At 45.0% G+C, this 18,422-nt stretch carries 12 protein-coding genes; 8 read left to right on the top strand and 4 right to left on the bottom strand.

Features of this window, described 5'->3' with window-relative positions:
* Window positions 1–51: 51 nt before the first annotated feature.
* Window positions 52–954, bottom strand: coding sequence for a DMT family transporter (locus tag F0232_RS00480; RefSeq protein WP_105058466.1), 903 nt, complete (start codon window positions 952–954; stop codon window positions 52–54).
* 248 nt (window positions 955–1,202) lie between these two features.
* Between F0232_RS00480 and F0232_RS00475 the strand changes: the two genes are divergently transcribed.
* The 7 genes from F0232_RS00475 (at window position 1,203) to F0232_RS00445 (ending at window position 7,497) form a co-directional block, all read left to right on the top strand.
* On the top strand, window positions 1,203–1,598 hold the full coding sequence (locus F0232_RS00475) for a DUF3302 domain-containing protein (protein WP_061032136.1): 396 nt from the start codon (window positions 1,203–1,205) through the stop codon (window positions 1,596–1,598).
* Window positions 1,598–2,728 (top strand): HlyD family secretion protein, encoded by a 1,131-nt coding sequence (locus F0232_RS00470; protein ID WP_008215839.1) that lies wholly within the window; start codon window positions 1,598–1,600, stop codon window positions 2,726–2,728. The genes F0232_RS00475 and F0232_RS00470 overlap by 1 nt, the downstream gene beginning before the upstream one ends.
* A 302-nt stretch (window positions 2,729–3,030) precedes the next feature.
* On the top strand, window positions 3,031–3,579 hold the full coding sequence (locus tag F0232_RS00465; protein WP_008215840.1) for an ECF-type riboflavin transporter substrate-binding protein: 549 nt from the start codon (window positions 3,031–3,033) through the stop codon (window positions 3,577–3,579).
* A gap of 6 nt (window positions 3,580–3,585) precedes the next feature.
* Window positions 3,586–5,280 carry an ABC transporter ATP-binding protein gene (locus F0232_RS00460; RefSeq protein ID WP_105058467.1) on the top strand — a complete coding sequence of 565 codons (1,695 nt, stop codon included), beginning with the start codon at window positions 3,586–3,588 and terminating at the stop codon, window positions 5,278–5,280.
* Window positions 5,277–6,116, top strand: a complete 840-nt coding sequence (locus F0232_RS00455) for an energy-coupling factor transporter transmembrane protein EcfT (protein WP_105058468.1) — start codon at window positions 5,277–5,279, stop codon at window positions 6,114–6,116. Before F0232_RS00460 ends, F0232_RS00455 begins: the two co-directional genes overlap by 4 nt.
* A gap of 214 nt (window positions 6,117–6,330) precedes the next feature.
* On the top strand, window positions 6,331–6,801 hold the full coding sequence (locus F0232_RS00450; RefSeq protein ID WP_061032133.1) for a hypothetical protein: 471 nt from the start codon (window positions 6,331–6,333) through the stop codon (window positions 6,799–6,801).
* A gap of 231 nt (window positions 6,802–7,032) precedes the next feature.
* On the top strand, window positions 7,033–7,497 hold the full coding sequence (locus F0232_RS00445; protein WP_171750653.1) for a TetR/AcrR family transcriptional regulator: 465 nt from the start codon (window positions 7,033–7,035) through the stop codon (window positions 7,495–7,497).
* Between the two features lie 83 nt (window positions 7,498–7,580).
* Here F0232_RS00445 and glgB read toward each other — a convergent pair whose 3' ends face one another.
* From glgB to F0232_RS00430, 3 genes are all read right to left on the bottom strand, one after another.
* Entirely contained in the window at window positions 7,581–9,761 is a 2,181-nt protein-coding gene (gene glgB, locus F0232_RS00440; RefSeq protein WP_105058470.1) for a 1,4-alpha-glucan branching protein GlgB, read from the bottom strand.
* 176 nt (window positions 9,762–9,937) lie between these two features.
* A complete protein-coding gene (gene malQ / locus F0232_RS00435; RefSeq protein ID WP_061032130.1) occupies window positions 9,938–12,118 on the bottom strand; it encodes a 4-alpha-glucanotransferase in 2,181 nt (726 codons plus the stop codon).
* 176 nt (window positions 12,119–12,294) lie between these two features.
* Entirely contained in the window at window positions 12,295–14,748 is a 2,454-nt protein-coding gene (locus F0232_RS00430) for a glycogen/starch/alpha-glucan phosphorylase (protein ID WP_105058471.1), read from the bottom strand.
* A gap of 567 nt (window positions 14,749–15,315) precedes the next feature.
* Here F0232_RS00430 and malT point away from each other — a divergent pair.
* Window positions 15,316–18,024, top strand: coding sequence for an HTH-type transcriptional regulator MalT (gene malT / locus F0232_RS00425; RefSeq protein ID WP_061032128.1), 2,709 nt, complete (start codon window positions 15,316–15,318; stop codon window positions 18,022–18,024).
* Window positions 18,025–18,422: the final 398 nt, after the last annotated feature.

The raw sequence follows: 18,422 nt of genomic DNA, 5'->3' as shown, positions 1-18,422 counted from the left end.
CAATAGCAAAACAATACCTTGCTTCGAGCTTTATCTATTCATGAAAAGACGTCATTGATAGAAGAACAAAGATATTCCTCCTACTGCGGCAAGCGTGCCTATGAGACTCTGCTTTGAGACCTTTTCCCCCTTCAACGCATAAATCACCAGAATAAAGACCGGACTGGTCGCTATCAATGTTTGAGCTATCGCGGGATTGGCATTTTTTAAAGCAATTTGTTGCAACCAAAGCGCGAGAAACGTCCCAACAAAAATGGCGCTGAGTAACCATAGCTTGTCGAGTTTAGTCATATCCCATAAATCCCTTTTGATTGATGAGTAAGGTTTATTCTCTACAAAAGGAATAATCATCATCACCGCAAACACACCGACTGTCAGGCGAATCAACGCCCCCAACAATGGTGGGATATCACCAGCCACCAAAGCGTAGTGAGAAATAACCACACCTGAAGCTTGGCACACACTTGCTACTAGCCCGTATCCAATGCCGCTCCATTGCGCTTGGTTAGTTGAATCATTGTTCGCCGATTTAGAAGGTTGAAATACCACGAAGGTCACCGCTAGCGTGGTAATGACGACACCGAGCCAACTTTGAAGTGTCAACGCAGCACCCAAGAACATCAACGCCAGTACACCAGAAAGAGGCGGAGCTAACGATTCAAGCAGCAGTGTCTTATTGGCACCAATTCGTTTCAAAGCAGCGAAGTAAGCACTGTCACCAATTGCGATTCCAATAATTCCTGAAATCGCCAATATCCAAAAGTGATTAGCACTCAGTTCAAACTCTAGCATTGGGATAAGCGGCATCACAAGCAGCATCATGACTGAAGCAACCAAACCCTTGATGATATTGAGCTGCATTGCTGAGAAACGATGCCCAAATTGCCCATAAATCCAAGTCGCACACGCCCACACGATAGCGGCACCGATCGCCGCTATTTCACCTATATACATTTGTATCCATCCTTGTGGTTATGTGCATCCCGCATATTTCAACGATCACTATTGAGTCAGTATGACAAACAAGATAACAGAAATAACTCAATAAATTAGAGAGTGATTTTATAAGTTCCAATAATGACATCGCTCACATTAGAAGCAAAAACACATTATTTATAACTCGGTAAATCATTTTGATAACAATTACTTGGATGATAGCGTAGTATATTTATAACTAATATCTAACATCACAAGGATCTGTTATGTTTTTAGACTACTTTGCGCTCGGTCTACTGATTTTCGTAGCATTAGTCATCTTCTACGGCATCATCGTCATTCACGATATTCCCTATGAAATTGCGAAAGAACGCAATCATCCTCATCAAGATGCTATTCATGTCTCTGGCTGGGTTAGCCTTTTCACTCTACATACTATCTGGCCGTTTCTTTGGATCTGGGCGACATTATGGCGCAAAGATCGTGGGTGGGGCTTTGCCAAACTCGAAGAAGAACAGCACGACATTCACCACCGTGTTGATATCTTAATCGACCAAGTGAACACTCTTCAGGAAGAAATCTCACAACTCAAGAAAGCAAAGCCAGAGCAAAGTAAGCAAGATAACGATCAAAATAAAGCTCAAGATCAGGAGGTTAAGTAATGGATTTACTGCTGATAATGACCTACGCGGCACTGTGTATCACCATTTTTAAGGTGTTCAACATTCCGCTAAATAAATGGACTGTCCCTACTGCTGTTCTTGGCGGTGTGATCATCATCGGTACTTTGATCTTACTGATGAACTACAACCACCCTTTCACTCAGATTGGTAACCAAGTTTACTCAACAACGCCTATCGTTTCAGGGGTTAGAGGTAAAGTAATTGAAGTGCCAGTAGAGGCAAATAAGCCTCTGAAAAAGGGCGATATCCTCTTTAAAATCGATCCTATTCCGTTCGAGGCTGAAGTCGCAAGATTAGAAGCGAAAGTAAAGGAAGCAAGCCAAGGTGCGCTAGGAATGGAATCTGACGTTGCTGAAGCTGAAGCTGCAAGAATCAAAGCTATTGCTGAGAGAGACAAAGCTCAACGTGAGTTCTCTCGTTACAAACGCGGTTACGACAGTGGTGCCTTTACTGAGCAACAACTGGATACTCGCAGACAAGCGTATAAAGCATCAGAAGCTGCCGTAAAAGTGGCAGATGCGACTTTAGAAAGAGCAAAAATTGCTTTGGATTCTGAGATCGGTGGCGAGAATACAGCAGTATTAAGCCTATTAGCTGAATTGCGTAAAGCTCAGTTTGACTTAGAGCAGACCGTGGTTCGAGCGCCTACCGATGGCTACGTGACTCAATTAGCACTGCGCCCAGGTGTTATGGCAGTGCCACTGCCACTTGCTCCGGTGATGACTTTTGTTCACACAGAAGACCAGTTCTACACCGCAGCCTTTAGACAAAACTCTTTGCAGCGCTTACAACCAGGCTATGAAGCAGAGTTCCTGTTTAGAGCATTACCAGGCAAAGTATTCAAAGGACGCATCGAAGAAGTGATTCCAGCCATCGGTGAGAGCCAATTCCAAGCGAGAGGTGCGCTACTGGGTACTGAGGCATTGCGTACTAGTGGCCGTGTGTTTGTGAAATTGACCATTACTGATGACCTGTCTGATTTCCACTTACCTATGGGTACAGCAGTAGAAGTTGCAGTTTATTCAGATAGCTTCACTCATGTATCTATCATGCGTAAAGTACTTATTCGCATGAAGAGTTGGCAAAACTACCTATACCTAGATCACTAAGCCAGGTATAGGTTGGCCAAGAACTGACTTAACACACTGTTAATGTGAATGAAAAAGCCAGACCTGCTCTGGCTTTTTTGTTGCTTGATTAACCATAAACCAATGCTTTTTACATCATATAAACTTATCTGGATGGAATTTTAGACATCTAGACACTTACCTTCCCTTATGGAAGGGTTCTACTGTATAATGCGCGCCTTATTTTTTATATTTGCCTAAAAAACGATCTCGATGAGATACCTACTAAAAATGGCGAATATACGTTCTTTGTTATTTTTATCTTTCAGTATTTGAGGTTACCTATGAACTTTTCAGCTAAAACAGTGGTTGTCATTGCCATTGGTGCAGCACTTTACGGCATTGGTGGTTTACCTATGTTTGGTGTGCCAGTGTTCGCTAATACGACATTAAAACCAGCAATGGCGGTGTTAGCACTGTTTTCTGTTTTGTTCGGCCCAATTGTAGGTTTCTTAGTCGGCTTCATTGGCCACTGGGTAACAGACCTATTCGCAGGCTGGGGTGTATGGTTAACTTGGGTATTGGGCTCAGGTATTGTGGGTATGATCATCGGTTTATTCCCGATGTTGACCAAAAATCGCCTTCAGCAAGGTGAGTTGCCGATGAAGGACTTCGCGCTGTTTGTGATACTTGCGCTTGCCGGTAATGTGGTCGGTTACGGCTGCTCCGCATTCCTAGATACCATCCTTTATGCAGAACCGTTTACCAAAGTCTTCACTCAACTGTCTATCATTGCAGCGGGTAACACCGTTCTGATCGCTGTTGTTGGCTTGCTGATCCTTAAATCAGTCGCTAAACGCAACAAACAAAGCCGTAACCTGACTGAGGCATAAGCGATAATGACTATAGCATTTTCGAACTTCTCTTTTAGATATGAGTCGCTGGATAAACCGACGCTAAAAAATATCAATCTAAGGATAGAGAAAGGAGAGAAAATCGTCATTATTGGACCAAGCGGCAGTGGTAAATCTACCCTAGGTCAATGCCTTAACGGTCTAATTCCTCATGCTATCAAAGGTGAGGTGACCGGGTCTCTAGAGATCAACGGCAAGAACATTTCTGATTTTTCTATGCACGACTATACCGAGCAGGTTGGCACAGTATTACAAGATACTGATAGCCAATTTGTCGGCTTGAGTATTGGCGAAGACATCGCATTCGCTCTGGAAAACCAGTTAGTGTCGAACATTGATATGTACCCTCTGGTTAAGTCGACAGCAAAAATGGTCGACTTAGCAGATATGCTTGATCGTTCGCCACATGATTTATCAGGCGGTCAGAAACAACGCGTGTCATTAGCAGGCATCTTAGTTGATGACGTTGACATCCTGTTGTTTGATGAACCTTTGGCTAGCCTTGACCCGAAAACGGGTAAAGCGACTATCGAAATCATCGACCAGCTTCATAAAGAAACCAACAAGACTATCGTAATCATCGAGCATCGTCTTGAGGATGTTCTGCACCGCGATATCGACCGAGTGATTTTGATGGAGCGCGGTGAAGTTGTTGCGGACATGACACCCGATGAAATCTTAGCTTCTGAACTGCTTGAAACACACGGTATTCGTGAACCACTTTATTTATCTGCTCTTAAGGCAGCGAAAGCACCTTTGACCAGTGAAGATAAACTATCAAACCTCAAAGCTCTCGATTACAAAAGGTTCCGTCCTGCAGTTCAGACTTGGTTTGCAGAGCGCCCGACTCCAGTTGCCGAGAAACAGTACCAACCTTTGCTTGAGGTCCACGGCCTGACTTACTCTTACGATGGTGAAAAGAACGCTCTCGAAGATGTTAGCTTTAAGATTGGTAAGGGTGAGTTCGTTTCAATCTTAGGCAAAAATGGCTCCGGCAAATCAACCATCACTAAGATTATCATGGGTGTGATTGACGCAGATTCAGGATCTTCATACCTTAACGGTGAAGACCTGTCAGAGCTTTCTATCTTCGAAAGAAGTCAGAAAGTCGGTGTTGTGATGCAGAACCCAAATCATATGATCTCTCATCATATGATTTTTGATGAAGTTGCATTCGGTCTGCGTAATCGTGGGGTAGCAGAGCAGGAAATCAAAGAGAAGGTGGAGAACGTTCTTGAGCTATGTGGCTTGAGTAAATTCCGTCACTGGCCAATCGAAGCACTGAGCTACGGCCAGAAAAAACGCGTCACGATTGCTTCTATCTTAGTATTGGAACCTGAGCTTCTGATCTTGGATGAACCAACAGCGGGTCAAGATTACCGTAACTACACCTCAATGCTGGCGTTTATCCAAAAGCTTAACCGCGAGTTAGGTATCACCGTCGTGATCATTTCACACGACATGCACCTTGTTCTAGAGTACACCACACGCTCAATTGTCATTGCTGACAGTAAGCTGATTGCCAATGCCGCGATGACGGAAGTATTCAGTCAGCCATCGCTGTTAGAACGCGCAAATCTTTGTACCACCAGCATTTATGAACTCGCGACCATGATGAAAATCGACGACACCAATGCATTTATGCAGTACTTCATCGACTACGAGAGAAGCTCGCTATGAATGCATCAAAAGTAAAATTCGGCATCAACTACATTGATACCAAATCACCGCTGCATGCGTTAAACGGCATCACTAAATTTGCTCTTTTCTTAGCTTGGGTGACTGTTGTATTAACGACATTCGACCTACGGTTAATCACGTTACTCATCCTAACGGGGCTTTATCTACTCAAGCTAACCAGAGTGCCGGTTAGGGTTTATAAGCCTCTGTTACTTGGTACGGCTAGCGTACTGAGCCTGAATGCTTTATTCATGTATCTACTTGCGCCTCAACAAGGTACTGAGCTTATCGGTAGCGAAACACTATTACTTGCTTTGCCTGGTAACTACTCGTTGAGCCAAGAGACATTGTTTTACTTGGTGACCGTAACACTTAAGTACATGAGCATGTTTCCGATAGCGCTGATCTTTGTATTCACAACGCACCCGACTGAGTTTGCGGCTAGCCTCAACCGCATTGGTGTTCCTTACAAGATTGCCTACGCAGTGAGCTTAACGCTACGTTATTTGCCAGAAGTTAAGAAGGATTTCGTCAACATCATGCATGCCCAACAAGCTCGTGGTGTTGAACTATCTAAGAAAGCGCCACTTCTTACACGCATTAAAAATGTTGCTAAAGTGTTAGGGCCATTGATTTTCTCAAGCCTAGATAGAGCAGATGAAATATCGAATGCTATGACGCTGCGTGGCTTTGGCAGACACAAGTCTCGCACTTGGTATAGCTACGAACCATTAAAACGTATAGATTTTATTTGTCTATTTATCATTGGTTTAATCGTGATGTTGGCTATCGCGAAACGCATTCTTGAACCAACGTTGTTTTGGTATCCATTTTAGTATCAAGCTAAACAACCAGTTAAAATGATACACCGCTCAATAGGGCGGTGTTTTTGTTTTACCTATCCACTTTTGAACAAAACTTAACCGAACAAACCATAACCATCGGATTTTGACGATAAACTGACCGTTTCCTCACATCTTTGGTTTGAATTCTAATTTAGAAGCTCTTAATATTCTTTTTACAGAATGTTGCGCGAAATAGAGATTTGTAATGGCTCGAATTACCCAAGTACAGAAACTAGAAAACCAAAAGCACTACGATGAGATCGTACTAAGCCTTTTTCTAGCTGAAGGACATGAAGCACTAACTTATGCAAGGATTGCTCAGGAAATTGGCATTAGTTTAACAACGCTTCAGGGTTACTACCCATCGACTCGTGCTATCCGCTCCGTATTACATCAACACATGCTTTCGATTGTTATTGAGAGTTTAGACTTCTCGTCTGAGGAAGCCTTTGTTCAATCATGGCAAAACGCTTTAGATAATGAACAATTCCGATACGTGATCAAGTTGATGTTCTTTCATGCCTCTCAGGTTAAAAGCCCAGAAGAATTTAATATCAGCTCAGATGGTGAGTTTCGAGAGAAAATGTTTGAGAGCTTTGGTAACGATTCAGTTCGACTCCTTGAAACTGTGGTAGGACGTTCAATGTTTTATCTAACGAACTTCAAACAACACTGAGCAAATACGTCACCCATTGAAAAAGGAGCTTTAAAGCTCCTTTTTTGTGCCTAAAACAAAACAACTGCAGAATACCACTCCATAGGCACACCCATGTTATAGATAATTATAATGCCTTGTAATTAAAACTAATTTAGCGCTATAACGTATAAATTCATTGTTATTTATTTGTTCTCGGTACCTTACATACCTAAACTTTCTCAATATGAAATAGACGACTATAATTTTAAAATGTCTCGAATTACTAAAATACAGAAACTAGAAAACCAAAAGCACTACGATGAAATTGTACTCAACCTTTTTCTTGCTGAAGGTCATGAAGCACTAACTTATGCAAGGATTGCTCAAGAAATTGGTATCAGTTTAACGACGCTTCAGGGCTATTATCCAACGACTCGTGCTATCCGCTCCGTATTGCACCAACCCATGCTCTCGATCTTCATGGAGTGTCTCGATTTTTCATCAGAAGAGGCGTTTATACAGTCATGGGAGAACGCCCTCGATACAGAGCGTTGCCAGTATGTGATTAAATTAATGTTCTTCCACGCATCACAAGTTAGTCACCCCGAGGCCTTTGATACGACCTCGAAAGGTCAGTTTTGCGAGAAAATGCTGGAGAGTTGTGGCACCGATTCGATTCGGCTTCTTGAGACCATGCTAGGACGCTCCATGCTCTATCTCACCAACTTCAAGTAGCTCAGATCAATTTGCTGAAATAATAAAGGGAACCTCTAAGGTTCCCTTTTTGTTCTGTCTAATAAGTGACGTATCTTCGTTAACTAGTTCAGCTTGTAGAAAACCGTTGATAATGGCGGCAAACGCAGCTCAATCGATGTCGCTAAGCCTTCGCTTTCCACTTGTTCAATTTCAGCAACCTGCTTCACTTCAAAACCACTACCTGCGTAATCTACAGAGTCGGTATTCAATAGCAACTTATACTGACCTTGTGCCGGCACGCCTAAACGGAAGTGCTCGTGAGGAACTGGCGTAAAGTTCGATACCACCAGCACACGCTCACCAGATTCACTGATACGCTCGTGAGCTAGAATGCTCGCTTCCGCTGAATCCTGTAGACGCCATTCAAAACCTCGTGGGTCGAAGTCCAAATCATGCATCGCAGCTTCATTACGGTAAAGATGGTTCAGATCTTTGGTTAGCTTTTGGACACCTTGGTGACGTTCGTAGTCGAGTAAGAACCACTGCAGTTGGTCATCATGGTTCCACTCTGCTGTCTGGCCAAACTCAGCCCCCATAAAGTTAAGCTTCTTACCCGGCTGTGCGTACATGTAACCCATGTATGCGCGTAGGTTAGCCGTTTGCTGCCACTCATCACCCGGCATCTTGTTATGGATAGAGCCTTTACCATAAACCACCTCATCATGAGACAGTGACAATACATAGTTCTCACTGTGTGCGTAAACCAGTGGGAAAGTAATCGTATCGTGGTGGTATTTTCGGTTAATTGGATCTTCTTGGATGTAAGATAAGCTATCGTGCATCCAACCCATGTTCCACTTAAAGCCGAAGCCTAAACCCCCCATAAAGGTCGGTGTAGAAACACCAGGGAAAGCCGTCGATTCTTCCGCAATGGTCATCGCATTCGGGAAATGTTTGTAGACTTCTTCGTTCATCCATTTCAATGTCGCGATGGCGTCGTAGTTCTCATTGCCGCCATCAACATTCGGAATCCATTGATCGTGGCTACGCGAGTAATCGAGGTACAGCATTGAAGCTACGGCATCCACACGAATACCATCAATATGGAATTGCTCGAACCAGTACAGCGCGTTTGCCACTAAGAAACGACGTACGTGTTCGCGACCTAAGTCATAGATGTACGAGTTCCAATCCTGATGCCAACCACGGCGTGGATCTGGGTCATGGAACAACGGTGTACCATCGAAGTTAGCTAAACCGTGGTCATCGCTCGGGAAGTGTGCTGGAACCCAGTCAAGTACCACGCCAAGACCGGCTTGGTGACATTGGTCTACGAAGTATTTGAAGTCATCCGGTGAACCAAAGCGGCTGGTTGGCGCGAAAAGACCAACAGGCTGGTAACCCCATGAACCATAGAACGGGTGCTCTGAAACTGGCATTAGCTCGACGTGAGTGTAACCAAGCTCAGTGAGGTACGGGATCAGCTCTGCTGCTAACTCGCGGTAGTTTAGAAAATCACCTTCAGCATTACGCTTCCAAGAACCAGCATGTAATTCATAGAACGACAGTGCTTCTTTACGCTTCTCTGTCACTGGGCGATTTTGCCATTTGGCATCTTGCCACTCATAACGAGCGTGATCGTAAGTCACAGAAGAGAACGAAGGGTACTGCTCAGAGTAGAAACCCCATGGGTCAGCCTTGTGAGGTAAGCCTTCACCATTTGGTCCTTTTAATTCGAACTTATATTGAGCGCCCTCTTCCAAGTCTGGAATGAATAAGCCCCAAATACCGTAGTCCAAACGTTGCATAGGGTGGCGACGACCGTCCCACGAGTTGAAGTTACCTACTAAGCTAGCCGCTGTTGCATGCGGTGCATAAACCAAGAAGCGAGTACCAGAAATTGTCTGACCATCACGCTCTAGCGTAACAAACTGAGCCCCCATGTGATGGTACATATCTTTAGGTGTGTGAAGGTCTTCATAGCTCGCGTACAGATCATGATACTGGTAAGGATCATCGATGATCTGCTCTACTCCCGCCCAATCAACTGCAAGCTTATAGTGAGTAAAACGCAAATCTCTTTGTTGCTTAAGAATGAAGCCACTTTCATCCTCTCGCTCTAACTCAATACGAGGTTCCTTTCCAACAATCAACTCGACTTTATCTGCCCCAGGGATCCATACGCGTAATGCACCTTGAGCTGAAGGTAAGTACGGCCCTAAAAACGCAAACGGGTCAGTGAAACAAGCCTGTGATAGTTGGGTATATATTTGTTTTTGCTTTGAAATCGAACTTAGTTCCAAAACGTTTCTCCCTAACCAAACATCCAAAAAATATAATACAAAAATGCCCGCTATTAGTGCGGGCAATATAACGACGATTTATTCTACCAGATGAGCATTCATTATTGAGTGACCAAGGTTGTAGTTTCGTACGCCGTAAGCAAAAAACCACCTATTTTCAAAGCCACTCAAACTCATCATTTACCTGCTTTTTCTCGAACTTCTGTTAGCTTAGAAGCAATTCGATTCACGCCGTCATGAGCAAAGATTTCGTCTAGGTTCATCGATAGTTTACGACGCCAGTTTGGGTACTCATCTACAGTACCAGGAATGTTTACTGGCTGGTCCATTTCCAACCAGTCTTCCAATTGAACACTAAGTAGTGTTGAGCCACCGGCAGCAACGTGCAGTTGAAGTGCTTCCGCAAGGTATGAGTCCATTGGTACTTGGCTCGCGTCACGGCCTACACCTTCAGGTAAGAAACCATGCCATGCCACAGAGTCTAAGATACCTTGCTTACATTCAAGACGGTCATCAAACAAGCCGTTCAGCTGCTCCTGATCTGGGTACAGACCAATCTCTTGACCCATTTTCAGGTCATCGCAGTGCCAGAAGCCACGTAGTGTTGGCATATCGTGAGTACATAGTGCCGCCATCGACTGTTCAGCATAATGAGCAGGTGAGATGAAACCACCATCTTCTTCTGATGTTTCGAAGAAGAACACCTTGTACGAGTGAACACCCGCATCAGCCAAGATATCGACAATCTCATCCGGCACAGTACCTAAATCTTCACCGATAACGCTACATTGGTAACGATGAGATTCAAGAGCAAGAATTGACAGCATGTCTTGAACTGGGTAGTAGATGTAAGCGCCTTTCGTTGCGTCTTCACCTTTTGGAATCCACCATAGACGAAGCAGGCCTAATACGTGGTCAATACGCAACGCACCACAGTGCTTCATGTTTGCTCGAAGCAACTTGATGTAAGCATCATAACCCGTCGCCTGAAGTACTTCTGGGTTTAGCGGTGGAAGACCCCAGTTTTGACCCAATGGACCAAGAATATCTGGCGGAGCACCGATGCTTGCATCCATCACAAGATTACCTTCATCAGCCCAAGTTTCACTGCCTGAATCCGCAACGCCTACCGCTAGATCTCGATACAAGCCAACCGCCATGCCTTTTTCTTCTGCCAATGACTGAGCATCGTTGATTTGGCAGTCAGCTAGCCATTGTAGGTACATGTAAAGATGTACTTTATCTAGGTTGTCTTTGATGTACTTTTGAGTAGCTGGGCTGTCGAATGTACGGTATTTCTCAGGGAATACCGGCCATCCCCACATACCAGAATCTTCAGCATGCAATTCACCGTGCAGAGCGTCAAAGGCCGCTTGGTGCATCAGGCTATCACCGCCCTCTTCAACAAACGCTAAGAATGCTTGTGCGCGATCGCTGTTTTTGTCTAAGTGACGAGTTTTAAACTCTGTAAATAGCAGAGGCAAGATGCTCATCTTCAGCTCAGACACTTCGGTGTAGTTCACCCAATGTGCATCACGTGCTTTCTGAAGGCGCTGTTGGAACTCTGCGCTGCCTACTGTTTGTTGCGCTTCAGCGCTTAATGCAAATTCAGGAACTGAGCTCACATCAATGTATAGGATGTTCAACCAACGACGTGAAGACGGGCTGTATGGGCTCGCACCTTCTGGGTTCGCTGGGAATAGAGAGTGAATTGGGTTAAGACCCACAAAATCACCACCACGTGATGAGATGTCAGCAACCAGCTGTTTCAGATCACCGAAGTCACCGATACCCCAGTTATGCTGAGTGCGCAGTGTGTAAAGCTGGACACTTGGGCCCCAAAGCTTTTTGCCTTCTTCAATTGGCGACTGCTTAAAGCACGCTTTAGGTGTAATAATTAGCGTCATTTCGTAAGGCTTTTTACGGCGCTTACGGCTCACAATTAACTTGTGGTAACCCCATGCCAGATCACTTGGCAATGCAAACACTAAAGGGCCACCCTCTGCACGCTCATCACGAACGACTTGAGATTGAAGATAGCCTTCAAGTACCTCTCCTTGCTCGGTCTCTAAACGCCAGCTGAACTCACTTTCACGAGCGCTTACACCTAGATTCAACGCCACTTCTACTGGCTCACCATCACGCAAGACAAGAACTGGGTCTAGTACATCTTTTTTGTGTTTTCTTTCTGCTGACTTAAGCAGTGCATCATCGCTGCTTGTATCGTAGCCCAATGAAGCCAGTAGAGATGTAATTGTCTCATCTGATACCTGTGCTTCATCGCCCCACGCACTAACGTAACTGTCGGCAAGGTTTGCCATTTCTGCGACTTGTTTTAATACGGTCTGTTCTTTCATCGCTCTCTCCGAAAACGTTCTAACGCTTTCAATTTTGTAGGGTTGTTATTTAATCTGTTACTAATCAATTAGCTTGTGACAATCAGTTTGTGAGCATTTCTATCGGAGCTAAGCCATCTGTTTGCTCACAAGCTAATTGAGCCAAGGCAGAGGCTGCCTTGGCTGCGTTGGAAGTATTAACGGTTAACCGCTTCTAGTTTCCAGATATTGTTCACGTAGTCGCGGATAGAGCGGTCTGATGTGAACTTGCCAACCAATGCGGTGTTAAGAATCGCTTTCTTAGCCCAACCCGCTTGGTCTTTGTATTGCGTGCCCATGTCTTCATGCGCTTTCACGTAAGAAGCAAAGTCAGCAAGACATAGATATGGGTCACCACCATCTAGCAGGCTGTCAAACGTTGCACGTAGAAGGCCTGGTTGACCTGGTGTGAACTCTTCACCAGTTAGTAGATCAAGTGACGCCTTCAGTAGTGGGTCTGCATTGTAGTAATCGTATGGGTTGTAACCCTGAGCTTTCAGTGCTTGTACACCATCAACGTCTAGACCGAAGATGTAGATGTTCTCATCACCCACTTCTTCACGGATCTCAACGTTCGCACCATCCATCGTACCGATAGTTAGAGCGCCGTTTAGAGCCATCTTCATGTTACCCGTACCTGATGCTTCTTTACCCGCTAGCGAGATTTGCTGAGAAACGTCAGCCGCTGGGATGATGATTTCCGCCATGCTTACACGGTAGTCAGGGATGAATACCACCTTAAGCTTATTACCGATGCGAGGATCGTTGTTGATCTTCTCGGCAACCTTATTCACTGCGAACATGATCTCTTTCGCTAGGTGGTAACCCGGTGCTGCTTTTGCTGCGAAGAAACATACGCGTGGCTCACACTCAAAACCAGGTTCGTTAAGGATGCGGTGGTACAGAGATAGAATGTGAAGCAAGTCTAGGTGCTGACGCTTGTACTCGTGCAGACGCTTGATTTGCACGTCAAAGATAGCGTTAGTATCTAATTCGATACCCATGTTCTCTTGAACCCAATCAGCAAGACGCTGTTTGTTTTCTTTCTTAACCGCCATGAATTCTTTTTGGAATTTCGCGTCTGTCGCGTACTTAGCAATGCCTTCTAACTGCTCAAGTTTCGCAGGCCACTCTGAACCGATCTTATCTGTGATTAACGCAGACAGACCTGGGTTACAGAACTTCAACCAACGACGTGGTGTAATACCGTTTGTTACGTTAGTCAGTTTACCTGGGAAGATTTCGTTGAACTCAGGGAATAAATCTTTCTTAACTAGCTGAGAGTGAAGCGCTGCTACACCGTTTACCTTGTAAGAGCCAATTACACATAGGTTTGCCATGCGAACCATGCGGTGGAAACCTTCTTGGATGATAGAAAGCTTCGCTTGCTTCTCACCGTCACCAGGCCACATCTTACGAACTTCTTGCAGGAAGCGGTGGTTGATTTCAAAAATGATTTCCATGTGACGTGGAAGTAGACGCTGGATTAGCGACTCAGACCAAGTCTCTAGAGCTTCTGGAAGTAGAGTGTGGTTCGTGTATGCAAATGTGTGTGCACTGATTTCCCACGCTTCATCCCAAGATAGGCCGCGCTCATCGATAAGAATGCGCATTAGCTCTGGGATCGCGATTGTTGGGTGCGTATCGTTTAACTGGATAGTCTCTTGCTTAGGAAGATCCGCTAGAGAGAAGCCTGCTGCTTCGTGACGACGTAGGATGTCACGTACAGACGCTGCAGAGTGGAAGTACTGCTGCATTAGACGAAGCGTTTTACCCTTCTCGTGGTTATCATTCGGGTATAGAACCTTAGTGATGTTACCAGCATCGATCAGTGCGTGTTGCGCTTCGAAGTAATCACCGTTGTTGAAGCTTGCTAGTGAGAATGGTGCAATTGCCTGGCATTCCCAAAGACGCAGTGGGTAAACCGTGCTTGACTCGTAACCAACGATTGGTAGATCCCATGGCATTGCTTTTACTTCCATACCTGGAACCCAAGTACGCACTTCTTTACCGTCAATGTATTCAACTTCAACATGACCGTAAAAACCAATGTGTTGCGCAAGTTCTGGACGAGCGATTTCCCAAGGGTAGCCTTCAACGCCACGCCATGCGTCCGGTGCTTCTTTTTGACGACCGTCTTCGAAAGACTGCTTAAATAGACCGTACTCATAGTGTAGGCCGTAACCTACTGTTGGGAATTCTTGTGCTGCACAAGAGTCCATGAAACATGCTGCTAGACGACCAAGACCACCATTACCTAGTGATGGGTCACGTTCTTCTTCTAGAAGGTCCGTTAAGTTCTGGCCTAACTCTTCCATCGCATGCGTGATCTGCTCATACAGACCCATGCTAATTAGGTTGTTACCCGTTAGACGACCAATCAAGAACTCTAGCGAAAGGTAGTTTACGCTCTTCGCATTTTTGATTTTCTCGTCATTTTCAGTTTCTAACAGGTCAAATGTTGTAAGTTCGGCTAGCGCGCGACCCATTGCTAGGTACCATGCGCGGCTATCTGCGTTTTCTATAGTAGTTGCGTAGGTTGCAGATAGATGTTTCTTAACGCTTTCTTGGAACGACACTTTATCGAAAGTTTTTTGCTGAGTTGGTTTCATTTCAGAAATCTCGCTTTTAATAGTTCTAATTCATCTGTGACATATCGTGCATGGTCACTAGAAACTAAACATCCTCCCGCTAACGCGCCAAACTAGGAGTAGATGGGAGGGCGTAGGGGGCGTACCGACATAGGGTTAGTGATCTGACTCTCATGTTCTGACTTCGAACAAAAACTTGGAGTGACTAAGATCACAAGCTCCCGTTCGATAACTTAACTTCGATTGATGTGATTTTTATTTGACCTAATTACAGTCATTGTCAAATCTGAGTTTCAGATCACGAAAATAATTTCCGGGTATCATCTTTTGCATTAAATACAGTGCAAACAGAAACAAAGTCACATTATCGAACCACCACATTTTGTGAGAAAAGTCACAAATAAAGGGCGTAGAGACTCAAAAACATGCAGGAGTGCAAGGTTTCTGCGGAGGATCATAGTCGGTGTCGTTTTGCTTCACGTAATATGAGTAAAGACTTAAGTAATTAGGCTAGTGTCATTGGACAGCACTCAATGCGTGCTTAATAGATTCCAGACCATAGCCACGGAATAGGTGTAAAACTTCGACATGTGGATCCCTTCGAAACTGACTCGTCCCGGCCGCTTACACAATGCAATTCTGCGTCCTAGGGTTCTCGATCTGCTTCAGAATGCAGATTGCTATAAACTCGTACTGTTCCGCTCCCCAGCTGGATACGGCAAGACCACCATGGCTGCCCAGTGGTTGGTAGATAAACCCAACGTAGGTTGGTATAGCATCGATGATAGTGACAACGATGCATTCCGCTTTATCAACTACCTACTTCAATCACTCAATAAAGCGACGCAAAACGCCTGTCCTAATGCGCAAAAACTGGCAGAAAAAAGACAATTTTCATCGCTGCATTCTCTATTAAGCGAAGTCTTCGCCGAGATGTCTGAGTTCCATCAGGAATGTTTCCTCGTATTGGACGACTATCACTTAGTGAACAATGACGACATCCACGAAGCCATGCGCTTTTTCCTTAAGCACATGCCCGACAACCTAACGCTTGTTGTGACCAGCCGCGGCACACCTCCACTTGGAACGGCCAACCTGCGTGTTCGCGACTTAATGATCGAATTAGGCAATGACTCTTTGGCATTTGATACCGAAGAGACGACACGTTTCTTTAATCAACGCGTTGCCGATGGCATTGATGACACAACCGCCGATAGTATTTGTAGTTATGTAGAAGGTTGGCCTTCTGCGTTGCAACTTATCGCCCTTCAAGCACAGCACCAAAAGCGCACGCTGGCACAGTCTGCTGAGTCGTTCTCTCACTTCAACCATGCTCATTTGTGGGACTACCTGGTTGAAGAAGTCTTCGACTTGTTAGACAAAGAAACCCGCCAGTTCTTGATGCAATGCTCTGTACTTGACCACTTTAATGATGAATTGGTGTGCGCACTTACTCAACGCGAAGATGCGCTCGGAATGATCGAATCTCTCAACCGATTTGGCCTATTCATCTACCCTCTTGAGGGAGAGAAGAACTGGTACCGCTTCCATAATCTGTTTGGTGAGTTCCTTGCCCATGAGCGCCAAGCTCGCATTCCGCAACAAGAAGCTGAACTGCACCGCAGTGCAGCAAAAGCCTGGATCAAACAGAAGACACCGCATCAAGCACTGCGTCACGCACAACGCGCCGATGATCCTGATTTGATTGTTCAAATCCTCAGCGAACACGGCTGGCAGATGTTTAACCAAGGTGAGTTGTCATCACTAGAGATGGCAATTAAGCAGCTCACGACCGATCAGCTCTACAGCGAGCCAAAACTATCGATGCTACGGGCATGGCTAGCGCAGAGTCAGCACCGTTATGATCAAGTGGGTACCTTGTTAGAAGAGGCAGAAACTCAGTATCAAGCACGAAACATCGAGCTAGATACTCAACAACAAGGCCAGTACAACGCCTTACGTGCACAGGTAGCCATTAACAGCAACGAACCAGAGAAAGCACTCGAACTCGCAGAGCTTTCTCTAAGCCAGCTTAATACCACGGTTTATCGCAGCCGCATTGTGGCAACCTCAGTTGTTGGCGAAGTCAATCATGTCATGGGTAACCTGAGCCGCGCTCTACCAATGATGCAGCAAACTGAGAAGTTGGCTCGCCAGTATCAGGTTTACCATCAAGCACTGTGGGCAATTCTTCAACAAAGTGAAATCTTGATTGCTCAAGGCTACGTTCAAGCGGCATTTGAATTGCAAGACAGCGCGTTCAAGTTGATTGAAGAACATCAACTTCAATACGTACCTCTACATGAATTCTTGCTACGCGTACGAGCTCAGATCTTCTGGTGTTGGAACCGTTTAGATGAAGCGGAAGAGTGTTGCTACAAAGGCTTAGATATCCTCGGTCACCACTCTCCAAGTAAACACCTTCATAGTTACTCAATGCTAGCTCGTATTTCATTGAGCCGTGGTGAGATCGACAAAGCGTCGAAGTTTATTGACCAGATCCAACACTTGTTACGCCAATCAACCTACCACGTTGACTGGACGGCGAATGCTTCACTGTCTCTGATCTTGTTCTGGCAAGTGAAAGGCGATAAAGATGCAATCCGTGACTGGCTAAGCGTTGCTGTAAGACCGGAGTCTGCTAGCAACCACTTCTGTCAGCTTCAGTGGCGAAACATCGTGCGTGCTCACATTATTCTTGAGCAATATGAAGAGGCTGAAGAGGCATTAGCATTCTTAAAGAGCGAAGCACAGCGCTCACACTTGATTACCGATACGAATAGAAACTTGATCGTCGAGGCTGTTTTACGCACGCAAATCAACGATGAAGACAGCGCACGTGTATTACTTGAAGAAGCCCTACACATGACCAACCAAACAGGCATGGTCGGTAACTTCTTGGTCGATGGTGGCACTATCGGACATATCTTAGATAAGTTGAGCAACAAGCCAGGCCTAGGTGATTTAGAACGTCACCGAGCACAACAAATCATGAAGGATATCTCGACCACTCAGCGCAGCCGCTCAGTTCACTTTGATGAAGACTTTGTTGAAAACTTGGTTAATCACCCAAACATTCCTGAACTTGTACGTACCAGCCCACTCACTCAACGTGAATGGCAGGTACTGGGCTTGATCTACTCTGGCTTCAGTAACGAGCAAATCGCTCAAGAACTGGATGTAGCAGGCACCACGATCAAAACTCACATTCGAAATCTTTATCAGAAGCTCAACATTGCTAACCGTAAAGAAGCGATAAGCACAGCAGAGAATTTGTTGCAGTTAATGGGTTACTAAACTGATTCGAAATTCGAGAAAACACAAGCTGGTCACCGACGGTGGCTGGCTTTTTTTTCACCTGAAATTCAGAGCCTGAAAGTATAGAGGCGGGAGTAGAAAAAGGAGAACACCAAATGACAGGCAAAAAAATAGCCAACCGCAATAATCGCGATTGGCTCTATATATTTGTGAACAAATCATAGGTTCACTAACAACGTCAGTTGGCTAGGTGACCCTCGGCTTAAGAAGGGTCGATTAGTACTATGCAGTTAGCGTGCCAACTTTAATTAGGCATTTTATAAGCCCTGCATCGCATAAAAGCGGCTAATTTTACATGCGAATTGCAAAGTGCATTTGCATAATGCAATCAAGATGCAATATTGATAAGAGACCAGTTTCATCCCTAGCATTAATGA

The organism is Vibrio sp. T3Y01 (assembly GCF_013114525.1).
Taxonomy (GTDB): Bacteria; Pseudomonadota; Gammaproteobacteria; order Enterobacterales; family Vibrionaceae; genus Vibrio; species Vibrio chagasii_B.
This window is presented reverse-complemented; position numbering and strand designations above follow the sequence as displayed.